The organism is Paenibacillus sp. J31R120 (assembly GCF_056269225.1).
In genome coordinates, this window is the sequence record NZ_JBWDNN010000013.1 from 45448 (window position 1) to 62886 (window position 17439).

General features: G+C 49.5%; 21 protein-coding genes and 1 other annotated feature. Of the genes, 5 read left to right on the forward strand and 16 right to left on the reverse strand.

Annotated features, from left to right (window positions below; genetic code table 11):
• Positions 1-128: 128 nt before the first annotated feature.
• The 9 genes from AC0YNW_RS27610 to AC0YNW_RS27650 form a co-directional block, all read right to left on the reverse strand.
• The gene (locus AC0YNW_RS27610) at positions 129-590 is read right to left on the reverse strand and encodes a DNA polymerase III subunit gamma/tau (RefSeq protein ID WP_475834606.1); all 462 of its coding nucleotides are present in this window, start codon (positions 588-590) and stop codon (positions 129-131) included.
• Between the two features lie 159 nt (positions 591-749).
• Complete coding sequence (locus tag AC0YNW_RS27615) at positions 750-1802, reverse strand: hypothetical protein (protein ID WP_475834607.1); 1053 nt, start codon at positions 1800-1802, stop codon at positions 750-752.
• Positions 1803-1816: 14 nt separating this feature from the next.
• Complete coding sequence (locus AC0YNW_RS27620) at positions 1817-2266, reverse strand: hypothetical protein (RefSeq protein WP_475834608.1); 450 nt, start codon at positions 2264-2266, stop codon at positions 1817-1819.
• A 5-nt stretch (positions 2267-2271) separates the two neighbouring features.
• Positions 2272-2733 carry a hypothetical protein gene (locus AC0YNW_RS27625; protein WP_475834609.1) on the reverse strand — a complete coding sequence of 154 codons (462 nt, stop codon included), beginning with the start codon at positions 2731-2733 and terminating at the stop codon, positions 2272-2274.
• 124 nt (positions 2734-2857) lie between these two features.
• A complete protein-coding gene (locus AC0YNW_RS27630) occupies positions 2858-3262 on the reverse strand; it encodes a hypothetical protein (RefSeq protein ID WP_475834610.1) in 405 nt (134 codons plus the stop codon).
• 376 nt (positions 3263-3638) lie between these two features.
• Entirely contained in the window at positions 3639-3797 is a 159-nt protein-coding gene (locus tag AC0YNW_RS27635; protein WP_475834611.1) for a hypothetical protein, read from the reverse strand.
• A 330-nt stretch (positions 3798-4127) separates the two neighbouring features.
• Positions 4128-4877, reverse strand: coding sequence for a hypothetical protein (locus AC0YNW_RS27640; protein ID WP_475834612.1), 750 nt, complete (start codon positions 4875-4877; stop codon positions 4128-4130).
• The gene (locus tag AC0YNW_RS27645) at positions 4877-5080 is read right to left on the reverse strand and encodes a hypothetical protein (RefSeq protein WP_387477440.1); all 204 of its coding nucleotides are present in this window, start codon (positions 5078-5080) and stop codon (positions 4877-4879) included. Before AC0YNW_RS27645 ends, AC0YNW_RS27640 begins: the two co-directional genes overlap by 1 nt.
• Before the next feature lie 1189 nt (positions 5081-6269).
• A complete protein-coding gene (locus tag AC0YNW_RS27650; protein WP_475834613.1) occupies positions 6270-7214 on the reverse strand; it encodes a helix-turn-helix transcriptional regulator in 945 nt (314 codons plus the stop codon).
• 143 nt (positions 7215-7357) lie between these two features.
• On the opposite strand from AC0YNW_RS27650, the gene AC0YNW_RS27655 reads away from it, so the two are divergent.
• Positions 7358-8089, forward strand: a complete 732-nt coding sequence (locus AC0YNW_RS27655) for an alpha/beta fold hydrolase (protein WP_475834614.1) — start codon at positions 7358-7360, stop codon at positions 8087-8089.
• Positions 8090-8177: 88 nt separating this feature from the next.
• Here AC0YNW_RS27655 and AC0YNW_RS27660 read toward each other — a convergent pair whose 3' ends face one another.
• From AC0YNW_RS27660 to AC0YNW_RS27690, 7 genes are all read right to left on the reverse strand, one after another.
• On the reverse strand, positions 8178-8303 hold the full coding sequence (locus AC0YNW_RS27660; protein WP_475834615.1) for a hypothetical protein: 126 nt from the start codon (positions 8301-8303) through the stop codon (positions 8178-8180).
• Positions 8304-8330: 27 nt separating this feature from the next.
• Entirely contained in the window at positions 8331-8831 is a 501-nt protein-coding gene (locus AC0YNW_RS27665) for a GNAT family N-acetyltransferase (protein WP_475834616.1), read from the reverse strand.
• Between the two features lie 27 nt (positions 8832-8858).
• Complete coding sequence (locus tag AC0YNW_RS27670) at positions 8859-9383, reverse strand: hypothetical protein (RefSeq protein ID WP_475834617.1); 525 nt, start codon at positions 9381-9383, stop codon at positions 8859-8861.
• A gap of 142 nt (positions 9384-9525) precedes the next feature.
• The gene (locus tag AC0YNW_RS27675) at positions 9526-11319 is read right to left on the reverse strand and encodes an ABC transporter ATP-binding protein (RefSeq protein WP_475834618.1); all 1794 of its coding nucleotides are present in this window, start codon (positions 11317-11319) and stop codon (positions 9526-9528) included.
• 42 nt (positions 11320-11361) lie between these two features.
• Positions 11362-11649: a lasso peptide biosynthesis PqqD family chaperone gene (locus AC0YNW_RS27680; protein WP_475834619.1), complete on the reverse strand. Its 288-nt coding sequence runs from the start codon at positions 11647-11649 to the stop codon at positions 11362-11364.
• Positions 11615-12616, reverse strand: a complete 1002-nt coding sequence (locus tag AC0YNW_RS27685; protein ID WP_475834620.1) for a P-loop NTPase family protein — start codon at positions 12614-12616, stop codon at positions 11615-11617. Before AC0YNW_RS27685 ends, AC0YNW_RS27680 begins: the two co-directional genes overlap by 35 nt.
• A gap of 84 nt (positions 12617-12700) precedes the next feature.
• Entirely contained in the window at positions 12701-12850 is a 150-nt protein-coding gene (locus tag AC0YNW_RS27690; protein WP_182914402.1) for a paeninodin family lasso peptide, read from the reverse strand.
• A gap of 343 nt (positions 12851-13193) precedes the next feature.
• Between AC0YNW_RS27690 and AC0YNW_RS27695 the strand changes: the two genes are divergently transcribed.
• The 4 genes from AC0YNW_RS27695 (at position 13194) to AC0YNW_RS27710 (ending at position 17415) form a co-directional block, all read left to right on the forward strand.
• The gene (locus AC0YNW_RS27695) at positions 13194-13781 is read left to right on the forward strand and encodes a Crp/Fnr family transcriptional regulator (RefSeq protein WP_475834621.1); all 588 of its coding nucleotides are present in this window, start codon (positions 13194-13196) and stop codon (positions 13779-13781) included.
• A gap of 49 nt (positions 13782-13830) precedes the next feature.
• On the forward strand, positions 13831-14565 hold the full coding sequence (locus AC0YNW_RS27700) for an SDR family oxidoreductase (RefSeq protein WP_475834622.1): 735 nt from the start codon (positions 13831-13833) through the stop codon (positions 14563-14565).
• Positions 14566-14611: 46 nt separating this feature from the next.
• Positions 14612-14829 (forward strand) — a binding site (T-box leader).
• A gap of 46 nt (positions 14830-14875) precedes the next feature.
• A complete protein-coding gene (locus tag AC0YNW_RS27705; protein ID WP_475834623.1) occupies positions 14876-16759 on the forward strand; it encodes an arginine--tRNA ligase in 1884 nt (627 codons plus the stop codon).
• 107 nt (positions 16760-16866) lie between these two features.
• Positions 16867-17415, forward strand: coding sequence for a hypothetical protein (locus AC0YNW_RS27710; RefSeq protein WP_475834624.1), 549 nt, complete (start codon positions 16867-16869; stop codon positions 17413-17415).
• Positions 17416-17439 lie beyond the last annotated feature (24 nt).

The window sequence follows — 17439 nt, forward strand, 5'->3', positions numbered from 1 at the left end:
CAACTGAGGGAGGGTCAACTTCCACACATCGTACTTGTCGAGATGACAGTAATGTGCGAGTTTGAAGAAGATGTTCGCCCAATCTACTGGCGGCTTATTGTCGTAATCCTCTTCCTCTTTTTCAGTGGTTACATGGACTTTTTTAATCCGTTTAGACCAATCATGCTGTCGATGATGCTCTTGGCAGTCTCAAGGTCAACGTACTCCCCAAGGTGCTCGACAGTCATGTGCGAGTAGTAAGGCTTGAACGCCATAAGCAGAACGTCCAGTAGTTCGTCGAATCTATCTTCTTCGCCCTCGTCTTCAGGGATTAAGTTTGCGATGATTACACCAGAATCAATCGTATTCAGCTTCTTCATCAGCTTACGCGCGTCCATGAGACCAAGCGGTGGAATGTAATAGGTCTTGCCGTCACGAAGTCGAACCTTCTCATCTTCCTCAAAGAAGACTTTTTCACGAATGTCGGCATCCTCTTGCGTCAATACTTTTTTGTCTTCCTCAGCCGCTTTTGGAGATTGCTCGTCTACTTGACGGACTACCTCTTCTGCAACGCCATCGGCTTTTGGAATAACCAAGTCTCTTTCACTCATCTTAATAGCCCCCTTTGTTTTATCCCCCAAGTAGTCATGAAGCAAGAATGACCACAAGGTGGGGGTGTCCTTGCAGTCACCTCACAGAACATTCTAAGTAGTCAGCAGATACATCTAACAAAAGGAATGTAAAAAGACTCCCCGAAGGGAGTCTGGTTATTAGCAATCTGCCAAAGTAGAACCTGTCTCGTAACGCTTGATAGAACCAAGCTTACCGTCCGTACGCTCAGGATCGATTACAGTTAGCGTCACGCTGTGAGTGGATGCTTGTTGACGTTGTGCGTCAAGGGTGAAGTTGGATTTCACACGGCATTGGTACAACTCCGTTTGGTAACCTTGAATTGTGCCGTCTTTTTGTTCAAACTGACCATCATGTACAACGTGTACAGTCAACGGAACGTCTTTCGTAGTGATATCTAGGATATCGACAACTTCGTTACGTTTGTAGTTGACATAAATGTCCACGTCCTTCAGTGCGGAATTGAACTTAAGAGTGCCGCCATTTACTACGTACTGCTCTTCTGTTGGGGCAGAGCCAGTAGTTTTCTTCAGGAGCTTGTTCCCCTTCAGGGTACGGACGGAAATCTGAGGGTCTACGTTCAAAGAAGTACCGTACACGAGGTCAACAGTAAACTCTGAACCTACTTCCTTGACTGTGTGCTTCTCTTCAAGTACCCACACGAAACCGTCAGGGTCTTGTGTTACGCCCGCCAGAGATACTGCGTAAACGATGACAACCGTCTTGCCAGCCAGTGCCATATCAAACACTACATCATCACCAGTGACCGTTACATCAGTGCTCAAATCTGTTCCGCCAACTTTGCCTTCGTATGCCTTCGGCGCAGGAGTGGAAAGAGCCTTCTGAGTCAGCTTGCCTTGGTACGGAGAGTTAGTAGGAACTACAATGGTCTCCGTTACCATGCTGTACGCAGAACCAGAAACTCCTTCACGAAGCTTCGAGCCGAGTACTAGACGAACCATGTTCAGGTCGAATTTGGCAGATTCTGCAGTAATGTCGATCGTTTTTTTGCGGAGCAAAGTGTCAAGAGCGACACTGGAGTCGCCACCCTCAATGTCTTGCATGTCTAGCTGAATATCCAGACGCATGTTGTTCAGCGTACCGATTGTGATAAGGTCATCACAATTCGGGATTTTCGCCATAAACTTACCTGCACCTTTAATCAGCATTTTCTTGTTCTTGGTAACCTTCATTCAGGTATCCTCCCTTATTCATCTATCCCAATAGTGAAACCTATTTGGGTGAAATACTTGTAGGTGTTCGCAAGGTCCGTATCATCTTCAGCACTTGTGGTATACTGACCCTTGAACACACTTCCACCCTTTATCCCCGACATGAACTTATCATCGAAGAGTTGGGCAATTCGGTCGGCTATGTGAATAGCCACTTCTACGTCATCTTGCGTGTAGATATCAAAGTCTACTATGAACCTGTATTCAAGGTAGTTCTCACCACGTACTCCAGGTTTTTTGTAGAAAGATATCAGGGGCAAGTTGTGCTGAACTACGTCCTGCGGCTTCTTCCTCTTCTGAATCCTTGTTGCCAAGTCTTCCAGAGTTGCGTCAGCCGCCACGCCTAGTAATTCGAGAATTCTAGGGTCGTGTCGAAGTGTTGTGTGGATATAGGCGTACACATCGGAAATGTTTATCTTCCCCATACTCATCACATCCTCTTCGTAATTCGTTCGATATCAATATAAGTCGCTATAGGCACACTTTTAACCGCCCTACGTACTGCTTCGTCAAACATGGATAAAGCGTCATTTAACCCATATGCAAACCATTGAGACAGTTCAATTTCTCTTCCGAAACCCTGGTCTGGTAGCTTCCGAGGCTCGTTTATTTTTAACATGTTTCCGTTAGGCCTTTGGAAAATGTCCCTACCTTTACGAGCCATGTTCCAGCCGTCCCATGCATAATGTTGACTTTGTGATTGGTTTTGTTGATCCTTGCCGCCACCCCCGATGCTCATGATAAAGTTCCTTGCTCTATCTAGTGCCACGGCTTTGATTGAATGAAGTGCGGCAGTTTTATATTTAGCGTCAACAGAGCGCCACTGCACAGCCCCTAATCGAGTACGTAGAGAATTCTCGATGTATGGTTCTAGGTACTGCAGCTCATCCATGATAGCCCTGCGTACAGTCTTCATGTAACCATCTTGGTCAAACTTTACGTATCTACCCACAGCATCACTTCCTTATGTCACGACTTGCTTGCATAACCACCATATGGGGGGATCTCACCCCGCCCTACTTGATTTCAATAATGGATGCCACTGGTTGGCTTGCAGAAGTCAGGAACAATTTCTTAGCTTTGAAAGCCTTCTGTTCCTTAAACAGCAGTCTTTGCTCCTCGTCACCTATCCTAATATCAGGTTTGTCGCTGACGTAAATATCACCATAACCTAAATTCTCGACAATTAAGGTACTGTCTTCTTCCTTTGCGTTGTAGATGAACTGATTAAAAATGGAAAGTTGCTGAGTAAACTCTGCTACTACTTCTCCATTCACTTCTTCTACTTTTACTTTCTTGTCTTTCGCAGGGACTTTTTCTATCAACTGCTCAGTCTCATTACTTACATCTGGCGCTTTCTTAGCAAGCTTTTCTGCTTCCAGTGCAGCCTTCTCAGCCGCGGTCAATCTTTTTCTAGCCATGTTGAAATTCTCCCCTCATTGGTTTATTAGAGTAAAAAAATGGTGGGCGGGATTAGTCCCTACCCACCTTACGGTCAATTTGACGTCTGTCCGTACCACTCTTCAGTCTCGATAAAGTGTGCCTTGGAGTCTTCCATATAGTGTTCACGCGACTTCTGGTTACCTAACACGTTTAAAGTCCCCACGCTATTTGATATTCGTAAAGACTTACAGATTAGCTTTTGACAAGTAACAAGTGACATGTGCGTTTCTTGGAAGGTTTTTCAGATTGTCTACATTATAGAGCGATGAATCACCCGACTTAACACTAGAATCGTAATTAGTAGAACTAATGCTAGACTTGGTTATTTCTGCCTTTCTGGATGAATGCTCGTTTTTACTGTCCTGCATAAACAATGGAGTTCTCGAGGCCCTCGCCTTTCTCGGCGTTGATATTACAGCGTTGCTTTTCAACGATGTCGCCCGCCTGAACGTCATCCATAAGCCCAAGGATATGAGAGTACTTGCCATAATCCTTCCAAACCAACAGATACACGAACATCTTCCCCGTAAACAACAGCGTGACCCGTAGGGGAACGCCAAGCACTACCACATATTTACCAGGGGAGCACTCTCACTACCCATTGCCTATGTTTTATTATTTGTATTTATCTATAATCTTTTATCTTTTAATCTTTTATTTCTTTATTGAGTGTAAAATTTACACTTCAGGAATTTCTGTATTGTAATTTTTACACTTTAGAACCACCCTTTTTAATGCAAAAATCCTAAAGTGTACATTTTACACTTCAGGATTCTGTCGTTACTACATCTATGTCTTAACGCTCCCCTGATACTAGGCATTAGCTAGTCCTTTGGTATGTAATCATCCTACTTTCTTTAGTTCTGCTAAAAATGTGATAACCTCATCCATCGATTGCAGTCTATCTTTAATTGACTCGACTTCGTATCCCATCTCAAGTAAACGGTCGGCTTCTACACTACAGACAAAGAAGAAGTCATTGCGTCTTATAGTAATTTCAACCTTATTGCGAGCCTGTTCCAGTCGTTCTTTCCATCCGTGGTAACAAGAGCGGCATTGTGGGGTGTAGTCATCTACCCCTCCCACCTGAACTCCCTCTCCTTTGCTTTCACCGACATACTTACTAATGCGGGCTTCCTCTCCACACTTGACGCAAGTGGCGCGAAGTTTATTGACTTCATCTGCATGTGCAAGAATGTCCCCCATATGCCCGAAAGTATGATTTTCAGAGTCTACATCAAGACCGAACACATACACTTCCAGACCGCCCATAGCCAGTCCCTCTAATATCTGGAACCCGTACTCTTCTTCATCAAAGAACTGCGCCTCGTCCACCATAATGGCTTGTAATCGTTCCGAATCTGATATAGATGATATTTCATACAGATAATCCACAGCGATTGCAGGGGCTTTTCTGCCATCCCTTGCTTGTACAAATTCATTGTTTCCTCCCTCACAGGCTAGAAATGGTTTGAAAATCGCCACCCTAATGCCGTCCGAAACCATCTCATCGTAAAGGTCAATCAACTTCTTGGTCTTGCCGCTTCCCATAGCGCCCACATAAACGACCAATCGTCCGATATTAGTCTCCATTACTTCAGTCCTCCCGACAGAAGTTCGTTTACCATGTGTGCGTTCTCTCGCTTTCCTTTCACCTTGGAAATGATCATCTCAAGTCTTTCAATCATGAACTCGAATACTGCTGACATATTACCTTCAAAATGATTATCAGCCACCTCTTGCAGATACTCCTTATGTTCAGGTGTTGTTCTCAAGTAGATTCGTTCACTTTTCATTCCACTAAACCTCTCTTCTTCATACACGGTCTACATCCCGTCAGCGTCTTTGGCAGTACTTGCATACGTTGATTTGAACTCTCTAATTCTTCAGGAAGAACTAAGTACCCATAACGATTCATTACTTTTCCTGTAATCTCCCCGAGACAGTGCAGACAAAGCAATGGCTCTTCCCCAAGCCCTTCAGCTTCATAGTTTTCCTTTGCCTTGTCAGTCACGTACCTGAATCTACACTTGATACACTTGATTAACGAATCCATTTCACGTCGACCCTTTACTGAGTTTAGTTACCCCATCGATGTAATCCCCATTAAGAAGAATCCGAGTATTGTATTCGTTTCTCTTGGCAAATTCGATGGCTCTATCATCCACTTTTATCCCCCTAACCCTAGTAGCTTTCTTCTAATCTCCGCTTTCTTCTTATCCTGAGCACATGGACGGCACTCGTAGATTCCCATATACCTATCTACTAATTCTTGATAGCTCACATTGAGAGTCTTAGATAAACAGTGAATGCACCTGCCGCCTTCAGTCTCATAAATAGTTGCTAAAGCTTTTGCATTCTGCGTAATGAACCGCCCGCATGAGCATTTCATTTGACCACCTCATGCTTCAATATAAGTAGTTTTGTGCGTACTTGAACTTTTTGTACGCACTGCTGCACCTTTTTACAGGGATGCTCCGACTACCGAAAAGTATACAAGGTAAACATAGATCCCGAAGACTTGTAAAAGTTTTGAGAGGTGCTATAAACCTAGACGTACATGTCAATGATGTACAAGCGAACTGGCGATGCTCGAAATTGATTAGTATGAGTCATATGGTATTAGTGGCGAAATCGAAAACACACCGCGGTGGCGCGTAATATCCTTGCAGGTTCAAGATAATAGCTGGATAAAAGAAATACGCCCTCATTAGAAGGCGTATTTTCCGATTGCTGTTTTCAATTCAGTAACACCCTTGCACCCACTAAAGGATAAACCCATCGTCATTGTCATCCGAAAGTGATGATTATCTATAATTGCTATCCCTGTCTCTAATTTGAACGCGAGTCCCATAAAGAATGTCCTATCACCGTAATTATTGTCAATCCATTCATACAGATTCGCTTGGGCAATAAATGCGATATTCGCCTCCAGCTTATCCGCATCCACAAAGATTGTATTCTGAAAAAGGGACCATTTTCCTCTTATTTACCATAATGAGACAGCATAGCCTGTATCTTACTTTTTATATAGGCTACCGCTTCCTCTGGACCTTCTATAACAGCCTCCTCCCCTAGCGACCATAACAAGTCCCCATAGAAAGGAATGTCCTCCTGCGGGATCGGCATCACCACCTTGCCGCTGCCATCCTCAAAGCGCTCCATGAACAGGGAAAACCGAGAATTGGACTCCAGTTCCCATACTCCTCTGGCTGTCAACGCCACTTGAAGCTCAACTTGTGCAAGACTGCTCTTATCCGGTTTATCCTGCAGCGTTAGTTGTGCAATCTCTTCCACATACGACGCGTTCTCGTTCCATTCTGCCGATACGATGCGATCCGCCCGGAACTGCCTAACCTCTTTGCGGTGCATGCAGTAAGCGGGACAATACCAATAGCCGGAGCTGGCATATAACCCAATGACCTGGATGTCACGTACCGACTCCCCCGACTCCGACCGGTAGTGAATGGCAACGATCCTTCGCTCCATGATGCTGAGCAGCAGCGTTCGCAGTACCTGCTCCGACATCGGCCGGTACGGACTCCAAATCATAACCCGCTCTCTCATCGTATCGATCTTCTCTTTCATATCGGCGGGCAAATAATGATAAAACTTATGCAGCGCAGAATCCGCTCCTTCTCCGAAGGGAAGCGAACCTAGAAACTGCAGGGAGTGGCAGGCGAAAAAAACCGCTGTAGCCTCGCCTTCCGTGAAGCTGATCGGCGGAAGCAGCCGTTCCCGAAGCAGTCTATACCCGCCTCCCCGTCCTTGAACCGAATAGACGGGAATGCCAAGCTCACTCAGTTCCTGCAAATCTCTCGTAATCGTCCGCGTAGACAGGCCAATCTCGTCGGCAAGCTCTCGTACCGTAAACGAACGCCTGGCGTTAATCATCATGATCATCTGAATCAGTCGCTGCGATTTCTGCATGTGCTTCCCCCTCCCTTATTTATTCCGATCATACCATATAAATAAGACAGTATTTGTCTTGTTTATGAGCTAGGATGAATACATAGGAAAAAGAGAAAACTAGTCCAAAGGGTGATACTATGAACGCTAATAACAGGAATGCTATGAATGATCGTATCGGGGTTGTATTTATTCACGGGGCCGGACTCAAGGGAGAGGTCTGGCAGATGACCTCACAGTATGTAGATGCGCCTAGTCTGTTCATTGATTTGCCCATGAGAAGCGGCAAAGACGAGGAGCGCTGCAAGCTCACCTTTCTGGATTATTGCGCAGAGGCTATACGTCAAATTGAGGACTGGCCGGTACGTCGATTCATTATCGTCGCCCATTCCATCGGGGGAGCAATTGCGCTGCGGCTGGCCGAGGACTTGAAGGTTCGTGTGGTCGGGCTTATTGCGGTCAGTGCCGCTATTCCGCGCGGCGGAGGTTCGTTCCTCTCATCGCTGCCTCTACTCAAACGAATGATATTTACAATCCTGATGAGACTGGCTGGCACAAAACCTCCGGGCTCTGCCATTCGCTCCGGGTCATGCAATGATCTGTCCCCTGCTCAATCCGACTCTGTCGTAGACGGCTACGTTCCTGAAGCCAAACGCTTATACTTCGATCGGACAGATGCGCCTATTCCAGCTATTCCGAAGTACTACATCAAGCTCATGAAGGATCAGGAGTTCACTCCGCAGCTGCAGGACCGTATGGCGGGCAATCTCTCTGCTAATCGAGTCATTGAGCTGCAAACCGGTCATTTGCCCATGCTGGGCGACCCTGCCGGTCTCGGGGCCATTGTGCAAAAATTGCTCAAAGAGATTTCAGCCTCTACACCATCCCCGGCATGATCTATAAGCACAAAAAAACAGGCCAGAGCATTCCGCAACAAATGCTCTGGCCTGCTTGATTGGCTTGGCCGAACCGGCCAGAAGCGTCTTACTTGCTGGAAGCCGCGGAAGTTCTGAGCTGCTCGTTCACTTTCAGAACGTTCAGGACGTCAATACGGCCGAAACCGCTTCCTTTCTTGATTTCCTTAGTGCCAAATCCGGTTGTTGGAAACATTGTTTTCACCTCCTTTATTAATAATGCCTAGCTGCCCTGCTCCAATCTCAAATAAGCCTTCAGCCTGTTGACCTCCGAAACATAGATCAGCTCCGGCTCACCGTAGCCTTCTCTCTCTCCCGCCGGATCGGCAAACTTGCTGTACAGCCGGTTCAAGTACCGATTCTCGGCTTGAACGTGAAAGCGAAAGCGGCGCACAGAGGGATAATCCCGGCATACGTACCGGACAAGATCTCGTAATCCTTCGAAGAATATCCTGCTGCTGCGGTACTCTTTCAACAGAACGGCCGAATCGATAAATGCCGTGTAACTATCCGCCTCATAATAGTATTGAACAGATCCGATCAATTCGCCCGATTCATTCTCATACATCAAAATACGGCTAGTTGGCAAAGTCATTAGAATATGAGCCGCCGCCGAATCAATCGCATAATTGCGGCTAAACTGCCGGCTGTTCGCAATAAAAAAGCGCGCAAACCGGGCATAATCGGAATCACGCTCACACAGCTTGGTGTCCGCACGAATCATTTGTGATCCTCCTGAATCTTTACTGGCTTAAGCGAGCTCCATAGGCCGAAACTTTTGCAAGTAGGCCTCCAAATCAGGCACCCCAGCCCTATAGGCCGACAGCCTGCCGAATTCCGACTCGGTCACCGACTCCAGTCTGGCGAACTTGGCCGCCAGGCGGTTGATGGAAGGCTCCTGCCCTGTCCAAAACACCAGCTCTGTTACACTGACGGGTTGATGCTTCAGATGATGGAGGAGAAACTGCAGTCCTTGCAGGAACAGCCTTGTTCCTCTATAGGCCATACCCAGATAGACAGCCTGAATTTGTACGACATGCCCATCCTGGTACTGCTTCTCGCCTGTACCATGAATATAGCCAAGCGCTCCAACTACCTCGTTCTCCTCATTCAGGCATAGAATCGCTTCCTTCTCCATCAGAACGGGACTTGCGATAAAGCCAAAAGAAACTTTGAACGGATAAGGCATGCCAAGATCGTCATAATGCTTCAACATAAAATCCAGGTACTTGGCCTGATACATCTCGGTAGCACATACGGAAAAGCTGATATCCATGACTGCTACCCCCTCGTTCATCTATGCCAATTTTACTATTTCGACCGTTTTCGCGTCTATCAACTAAATACTACTTTTTTTCTATTAAGTAAAAAATCCCCCATATGGGGGATCATCTAGTTCTAATCGACTAACGTCCTTCTCAGCCGGTCGAATGTCCAACCAGCCTGCCAAATAACCTTTTCCCGTCGCCTGCCAACTCGTCATAATCGCCGCGCTGTACAATTTCTCCATGATCAAGAACAATGACTTGCTCCGCATGCTGAATCGTAGACAGCCGGTGTGCGATTACTATGATGGTCATCGTGCCCTTCAGACCGTCCAGCGTCTCCTTCACGCGCCTCTCCGTCACGGTATCCAGCGAGCTCGTCGCCTCGTCCAATATGAGAATAGCGGGCCTGCGCAATAACGCCCGCGCCAGCACGATTCGCTGCCGTTCACCCCCAGACAAGCGGACGCCTCGATCGCCAATTATCGTGTCCAGACCTTCGGGGAGCCCTCGGGCCAAGTCGCCCGCCGCCGCCAGCTCCAGCGCTTCCCACAACTCCGCTTCCGTCGCGCTTTCGTTCATCAGCATCAGGTTGTCGCGCAGTGAAGCGTGGAACAGGAAGGGGTCTTGCGACACATAGCTGACCGAACGCCTAAGCGGCAGCAGATTATGCTCGCCGAGCGGTTCACCGTCGACCAGCACTTCACCGCTCTCTGGCTTATGCAATCCTAGAAGCATATCGACGAGAGTGCTCTTGCCCGCGCCTGAGGGTCCGGCAATTGCCGTCATTTTCCCGGCCGGGATATGCACATGGATGTTGCTCAGCGCATACGGACACTCGCCATCCTCCCGGTAGCGGAAGCTGACCCCGCGCAGCTCCAGTCCATACCGCAACTCCAGCGCGCTGCCGCCCGCAAGGCTCCCGCTTCTCAGCTCCTGCGATTCTGCGCACTCCCGCTGCAGCTTGATCAGCGCTTCCAGCGACGGGACAAGCGCAGCCACACTCTCCAGACTGGACTGCATCCCCGCAACAACCGGCCACAGCCGGGAGAAAATGACGATAATAAGCAGCAGCTGGGCTGGCTGCGAATGAAACAAGCTAACCAGCACATAGACGAATACCGCCAGCAGGATCGCCGACACAGCGCTATATATGAATTGAGAGTTTGTTTTCATCTTCGTATAAGCCACTGCATTATGCTCAACCTTGCGAAGCAGGACGTTCATCCAGTGGACATGCGCCCGCTCCAGCGTGTTGCTCTTAATATCCTTCATGCCGCCAAGATGGTCGGTGACGCCTGCTTGATAGATTCTGGACAACTCTAGATTATCTTGGCCGAATTGCTTGGCCTTGCGGGTGAAATACCTGGAGAACAGCAGCAGAAGACCGCCGCTCAGCAGCACTGCGAGCGTAATGGCAGGTGAAAGCGCTACTGCCAATCCAATTTTTACAACTGCGAAAAGGAGCGCCGAGATGAAGTCCAGCGATAGCCCGATACCTTTTTTAACTTGAGCAATCTCAATTGTCAGCATTTTCACCAAATCGGCGTTGCGGTTGCGCAGATAGAACGCCCAGTCGGCCCGCAGCAGATTGCCGTACGTATCCTCGCGAAGCTTGCGAAGATAGCCCTGCTGAATGCTCTTGTCTACAATCGCTTGATGCCGCCCGATGAAGCTTTGTCCTACGATGATAAGCACATACAGAGCCAAGATAGCAGCCAAACTTTGCATGAATGGCATACGCTTGAACCATTCCAGCAAGCCTGCCAAGTAGCCATAGTCATCTGCTTTCAGCTCGATGAGGCCTGTGATGCCGAGCAGCGGAATGATCAGCAGGATGCCTGCCGATTGCATCATGCCGATCACGAGCATGCCAGCGAAATTGAACACGAGCCGTCTCCCGGCAAAACGAAGCATATCCTTCATAAAATAAGCGATCGCTCTCATCGCGGCTTGCCTCCCTTGTCGAGGCGCCCGGCCCAAGCATCCTTACGCCACAACCTGAATCAGCCCTTCCCGGTGGAGCTGCTCCATGAAATCCAGCACCCTGCGCTCGCACTCGGGACGCTCAACCGCATAATCGAACATGAGCGCTTCCACCACTTGCCGGACTGTCGCTGAGCCTTCCAGCCGGGACCAAATATCGCCGCCGATATCTCCCAGATTGTAATAAGCGTAGGTGCCGGTATGGAGCAGCACTTTCTCCCCGTCCACATCTGATGCCAGATGGTCCTCTGACTGTCTAACGAGACTGTCCAATGTTAATGCCGCGATCATAGCCCTGCTCCTCCTCTATATGGCTTACGATTAAATCCACTAACTCATGGGCGGTAAAAAACGAAGGTGTGCGTTTCAGCCTGTATGCCGGAATTTCCCTCACAAGAGTGGTTATGGCTCCAAAATGCCACTTCAGCAAACCAAGCGGTGGAATAATGGCCCGATGGAAAGTGTGCTGCAGCAAAGCTTGAAACTTCTCCGCCTTCTGAATGGGATGAAGCGATACACGCTCGTTCCTGCAAGGCTCCTTCACCAATTCGAAAACGCCGCCGAGCGGCAAGGCTTCGCGCTGAAGCCGTTCGACCGCTACCGCATATTTCATGCGCCTCGCCACAGTATCTCCGCGCTGCACCTCGCGTGTATAGATCGTGGGCAGGCTGCTTCTATTCAGATCAAAGTGAGGCAGGCACTCCTGCCACAGCTTCTGCTCCGGCAGAGCCGGCATAACCACAGGCGCTGCGCCGCCCTCCGGAATCGAGACCGGAATGACATCATCCGTCAGAAAGCCGTAGCCGCGCTCCAGAAAGGCCCGCGTCAGCGTTGACTTGCCTGCGCCAGATTGCCCTACGAATGCATAAGCCTTGCCCTGTATAGCAATCGCGCTTCCGTGCAAGGGCAGCACCCTTCTCTGCAACAATAGAGCGGATACCGCGTAGCCATCCAAGAACAGCCGCAGCTTCTCGATCGTTGGATTCCCGATTGGCGAGACGACAATCTTATTGCCATCGCGGACAAGATAATGGGCTGTGTTCTCGATCAGGAACATTACAAAATTCTCTTGAACCACATAAGCCTCATCCTCCCCCGCCAGCTCCAACCATAGCTCCTCCAACTGGCCGTAGGTTACAGCTACATCCGAGGGACTCTCCAAGTCGTTATCCAAATCATGCGCCTCAGCTGGCGGTATGTCGCTTCTGAAGCGCAGGCCAAAGGCCGAATATCGATAAGTCAGGGCAACTGTCGTCATCTGCAGGACCTCCTATTAACGTAATAAGCCCTCATCCCAGCTAATATGGAATAAGGGCCTTTCTCACGAGTATGTATGCGCTTACTAGCTGCCAAAGCCAATGCTGGGATCGGATCCCGGATTGGAACCGGAGCCGGAACCTGATCCTTTGCCGGGCTTATGCGGTTTCTTCTTCATCGTCATGCTCACATTCAGCACTTCCAATTGCGGTACTTTCCATTCCTTCTTCTCCAAGGCCTAACACCTCCTTCTGACGGGTGGTATCATCCTGCATGAATGAGTACGGAAGCGATCTGCGAATGATTCAATGTTCTCAATTAAGAACGATTGTGTCCTAATATTAAGGAAATTTTAAGATTTTGTCAATTTGTTTTTTAGTCCATTTAGAAGTGGTCGGATGCCATAGTTAGGACTATGGAATTAATTCCATTATAGTATTCGTTTACCAGTCATTTCTGGTGGAAGGTGCTATTGGCGAATGTCCTGAGAAATGCACTTGGCAGGCTACAGGACCTGCTGCATCGCATGCAGAATTAACTAGAAGCTGAGCTATGTCACAGGTTAAGGAGATGTGTCTATGGAAGTCCAATTAAGATCGCTTTATGCCTCACTCAAAATCCCTCCTTCTCTGCCCATAGAGGAATGGCTGACCTTAGGCCGCACAGCGGCTCTTACATTCTTGGCAAAAGGGGAGTACTGGGTACGATCAGGTGAGACTTCAGATTCAATCGGCATATGCATCGACGGGCTATTTCGGATTTTTTATGAGACACCGGGTGGCGATGAGTATAATAAAAGCTTTTGCTCGCGTCATGAATTCATTGCGCCATATGGAGCGCTGCTTCAGCGCATCCCTTCGTACTTATCGATTCAATCTCTGCAAGAAAGCCAAATTCTCGTCTTCCGCTACGAGCAATTAGCCGCCTCTTATGAACGTCATCCAGGATGGGAGCGGTTCGGCAGGATCGTCGCCGAGCAGCTGTTCGTGAAGAAAGAAACAAGAGAGCGCGAGCTGCTTCTCTTGACCGCCGAAGAGCGCTACCGCCTGTTTTTATCGCAATACGGGCATCTTGAAAGCGAGATTCCGCAATACCACATCGCCTCTTATCTTGGGATTACACCTGTAGCGCTCAGCCGAATTCGAAGACGCATAAACCTGGGTTAATGCGCCTTATTCTCCTCCGTTTTATAGTGGGACGTAAGGAGGAATGGTGATGATGCAAGCAAACGGACATACCGTTCTTATTACAGGCGGTGCCTCGGGTATCGGATTAGCGTTAACCGAGCAATTCATTCAGCACGGCAATAAAGTTATCGTCGTGGGGCAAAACAAGCAGAAGCTGCATGCATTAAAGGAAAGGTATCCAACCATCTCCACGCATGCATGCGACCTTCGCAGAAAAGATGCCATACAAGAGCTGGTCGCAGCGTTGTATGAGCGACATCCGACATTGAATATTCTCATTAACAATGCGGGCATTCAGTATAATTACGACTTTATAAATGGCGTTGAAGCCGACTTGATCGAGGAAGAGATCGGAATCAATCTGACCACTCCCATTCTGCTGATCGCCGAGCTGCTTCCGCTGCTGGCCCGCCAGCCGAAATCAGCCATCATTAACGTATCCTCAGGACTCGGCATCGTCCCCAAAAAATCGGCTCCGGTCTACTGCGGCACAAAGGCTGCACTGCATATTTTCACCAAGTCGCTGCGCGATCAGCTTAGGGGATCACCTGTACAGGTATTTGAAATCATACCGCCGATTGTGGACACCGCCATGACCCGGGGCAGAGGGCGCGGCAAACTATCGCCGGAACGGCTTGCCGAACAATTTTTTCGCGATTTCCGGCGTAATCGACTGGAGATCGCCATCGGCAAGGTCAAACTGTTGAAATGGCTGAATCGCTGGTTCCCTTCTGTGGCCGAAGCTATATTGCGTCATTCATAAAGGGCTTGCGTTTTGCTGCCGAATCGTTATAATTGGTAAACATATCGAACAATCCACGATTGGGAGAGTAACTGCCAGCGGAAGTTCAAGCGAGCCGGGAGAGTGAGAGCCGGTACGGATGCAGCAGCGAAGCGGACCCATGAGATAGGCTTCTGAACCTTCAGAGTAGGAAGTCTCGGCTGCGGCCGTTATCCGTTAGAGTGGCTGAACGTTCCGTTCAGCAACAAGAGTGGTACCGCGAATGCATGCGCCTTCGTCTCTTTTCCAAGAGACGAGGGCGTTTTTTTATTAGACAAAGGAGGATGCTAGGATGTTAATCGAATGGATGAGAACACGCATAGCCCAGTCTGTGCTGGAATTGCATGAGGAACTTGGCGCAGAGCGACCGGAAGTGCTGAAGATCACTGTAGAGCAGCCTGTACATCTGGAGCACGGGGACTACTCGACGAATATAGCCATGCAGCTGGCCAAAACACTGCGCAAGTCCCCCTTGCATATCGCAGGACTGCTGAAGAACAAGCTGGAGAGCGATTCCGAGTTCGCCGCTCTGGCCCGTCTGATCGAAGTTGCGGCGCCCGGCTTTTTGAACGTGCACATCGACTGGAACGTCTGGGCCCGCCGCGAGTTTCCTTCGCCAGCTTCGACTGGCGGCAAAGCGATTATCGAGCACACCTCCATCAACCCGAATAAATCCGCGCATATCGGCCATCTGCGCAATTCCTGTATCGGCGATACGCTGGCCCGCATTTTGAAGAAAACAGGCCGCGAGGTTGAGGTGCACAATTACATCGATGATCTGGGCAATCAGCTTGCTGATACCGTAGTCGGACTGCTGCATGTACCGCTGAACAGGAACCACGCCCGCTTCGGCGACTTCTGCTGGGACATTTACTCCGGGGTCAATCGAGAGTATGCGGCGAATCCCGTCAAGCTCAGCGAACGGACGAATGTGCTGCATGCGCTAGAGGAGGGGGATAACGGCCTATCCTGGATTGGATTGCTCGTCGCGGAGCGCATCGTGCGCGAGCATCTGGAAGAGATGAAGGCATTCGGCATTCATTATGATCTGCTCGTATGGGAAAGCCAGATCGTAAGAGAAGGATTCTGGCAGGCGGCATTCGAGCTGCTGAGGGACACATCCTCTTTCGTGCAGGAGAAGTCCGGCAAGCTGGAAGGCTGCTGGGTGCTGAGACAATCCACAAACGATGCGAGTGAGAAAGCGACAGAAGCAGAAGAGGCCGATCAGCATCAGATGGATAAGGTGTTAGTGCGGTCCAACGGCATTCTGACCTATACCGCCAAGGATATCGCCTACCACCTATGGAAGTTCGGACTGCTGGACAAAGACTTCTCCTACCAGCCGTTCTCAGACGGTCTATGGTCGACGCATCATGGAGGCGCCTCGTCTTCTGCATACGGCAAGGCCGATACCGTCATTAACGTCATCGACTACAGACAGGAATATCCGCAGGCGATGGTGAAGCAGGCGCTAGAGGTGCTGAGCTATACCGAGCAAGCAGATAAGCTGCGCCATGTGAGCTACGGGGTCGTGTCGCTGAGCCCAGCCGCAGCGGAGGAGCTTGGCATTGATGTGTCGTCCGGCAAATCCTCCTATGCCATGTCCGGCAGACAAGGCGTGGGCATTAAGATCGCCGATCTGCTTGACCGGATGGAAGGCGTCATTGACGAGAAGCGTTCGGACGCAAGCGGACTGTCCAGCCGCATCATCGGAGCGGCGGCGATCCGTTATTATCTCCTGCGCTTCGCCTTGTCGACGGAAGTAGTATTCGACCTTCAACAAGCGACTGAGGTAACCGGCAATACCGGCGTTTACTTGATGTATGCGTACGCCCGCGCGGCGAATATCATGGCGAAGACGGCAGAGAACGGCACAAACAGTATTGCCATACCAGCAGAAGCCGCACCTAAGGAGAAAGCGGAGCTGGCTTTGATCCGCCATATGGCCGCTTGGGAGGATACGCTCCATGCGGCCGCCCGCGAGCTATCTCCAACAATCATCTGCAATTACGCTTATGAGCTGGCTTCCCTGTTCAATAACTTCTATGCGGCTTGTCCGATTCTGAAGGCCGACGAGGATACAAAGACATACCGTCTGTGGCTCGTCTCCTTGTTCCAGCAAGCCATGGGCGAGGCGCTGGATACGCTTGGTCTTCCGGCTCCTGCACGCATGTAGACCCCCGGTCTTACTCCTTATTTTTGCTAGAAGCCGCGCTTGTCCACGCCTCTCCCTTCCACCTTACATAAGATGGATCATAACGGATTCCAGAGAGGGATGAGGCTGTGGGCAAACGAAAGGACGAGCTAGTGATTATGCTTCGCAAAGGACGAAAGGAGTATATCTCCAAAACTCCGCTAAAGGGTGTAGACCGCGTTATCTTTGTCTACAATGGGCAGTTCACCAACGCGCCGAACACGACCCAGATCGCGAATGGCGCAGGCCGAAGCGGTACTGCAGGCAATAACGGAGCGATCAATTCTCCGGATACGTTCCAGCAGCAAAGCGTCGGCGCAGGCGGCATAGCGAAGAACAAAGGATTGAAGAAGGGAGGCAAGCATAAGGACAAAGATCGTTCACGCAAGCATCATCAAGAGAAGGAAGTCGTCATTCTCATTAATGAGCAAGTGGTCAGACTGCCTCAGGGCCAAGAGCTTGCATCCGCAACCCAAGTGGCAGGGGCCGCCGGCAGCTACAGTGCGGCCGGAACCAACTCCGCAATTGACAGCCCGCGCACCAAGCAGCAGCACGCCGTTGGCGGCGGCAGCGGCAGTGTCGGGGAGAATGAGCTTGTTGGAAAAAAGAAGAAAAATAAAGCCGTTGCTCCTGCATAAACCGTCGGTGAACGGCCGGAAATG

Excerpts from the sequence above, each read along its gene's own strand:
- AC0YNW_RS27610 (WP_475834606.1), bottom strand. The coding sequence starts at position 590 with ATGAGTGAAAGAGACTTGGTTATTCCAAAAGCCGATGGCGTTGCAGAA.
- AC0YNW_RS27615 (WP_475834607.1), bottom strand. The coding sequence starts at position 1,802 with ATGAAGGTTACCAAGAACAAGAAAATGCTGATTAAAGGTGCAGGTAAG.
- AC0YNW_RS27620 (WP_475834608.1), bottom strand. The coding sequence starts at position 2,266 with ATGGGGAAGATAAACATTTCCGATGTGTACGCCTATATCCACACAACA.
- AC0YNW_RS27625 (WP_475834609.1), bottom strand. The coding sequence starts at position 2,733 with ATGGATGAGCTGCAGTACCTAGAACCATACATCGAGAATTCTCTACGT.
- AC0YNW_RS27630 (WP_475834610.1), bottom strand. The coding sequence starts at position 3,262 with ATGGCTAGAAAAAGATTGACCGCGGCTGAGAAGGCTGCACTGGAAGCA.
- AC0YNW_RS27640 (WP_475834612.1), bottom strand. The coding sequence starts at position 4,877 with ATGGAGACTAATATCGGACGATTGGTCGTTTATGTGGGCGCTATGGGA.
- AC0YNW_RS27645 (WP_387477440.1), bottom strand. The coding sequence starts at position 5,080 with ATGAAAAGTGAACGAATCTACTTGAGAACAACACCTGAACATAAGGAG.
- AC0YNW_RS27650 (WP_475834613.1), bottom strand. The coding sequence starts at position 7,214 with ATGCAGAAATCGCAGCGACTGATTCAGATGATCATGATGATTAACGCC.
- AC0YNW_RS27655 (WP_475834614.1), top strand. The coding sequence starts at position 7,358 with ATGAATGATCGTATCGGGGTTGTATTTATTCACGGGGCCGGACTCAAG.
- AC0YNW_RS27660 (WP_475834615.1), bottom strand. The coding sequence starts at position 8,303 with ATGTTTCCAACAACCGGATTTGGCACTAAGGAAATCAAGAAAGGAAGC.
- AC0YNW_RS27665 (WP_475834616.1), bottom strand. The coding sequence starts at position 8,831 with ATGATTCGTGCGGACACCAAGCTGTGTGAGCGTGATTCCGATTATGCC.
- AC0YNW_RS27670 (WP_475834617.1), bottom strand. The coding sequence starts at position 9,383 with ATGGATATCAGCTTTTCCGTATGTGCTACCGAGATGTATCAGGCCAAG.
- AC0YNW_RS27675 (WP_475834618.1), bottom strand. The coding sequence starts at position 11,319 with ATGAGAGCGATCGCTTATTTTATGAAGGATATGCTTCGTTTTGCCGGG.
- AC0YNW_RS27680 (WP_475834619.1), bottom strand. The coding sequence starts at position 11,649 with ATGATCGCGGCATTAACATTGGACAGTCTCGTTAGACAGTCAGAGGAC.
- AC0YNW_RS27685 (WP_475834620.1), bottom strand. The coding sequence starts at position 12,616 with ATGACGACAGTTGCCCTGACTTATCGATATTCGGCCTTTGGCCTGCGC.
- AC0YNW_RS27695 (WP_475834621.1), top strand. The coding sequence starts at position 13,194 with ATGGAAGTCCAATTAAGATCGCTTTATGCCTCACTCAAAATCCCTCCT.
- AC0YNW_RS27700 (WP_475834622.1), top strand. The coding sequence starts at position 13,831 with ATGATGCAAGCAAACGGACATACCGTTCTTATTACAGGCGGTGCCTCG.
- AC0YNW_RS27705 (WP_475834623.1), top strand. The coding sequence starts at position 14,876 with ATGTTAATCGAATGGATGAGAACACGCATAGCCCAGTCTGTGCTGGAA.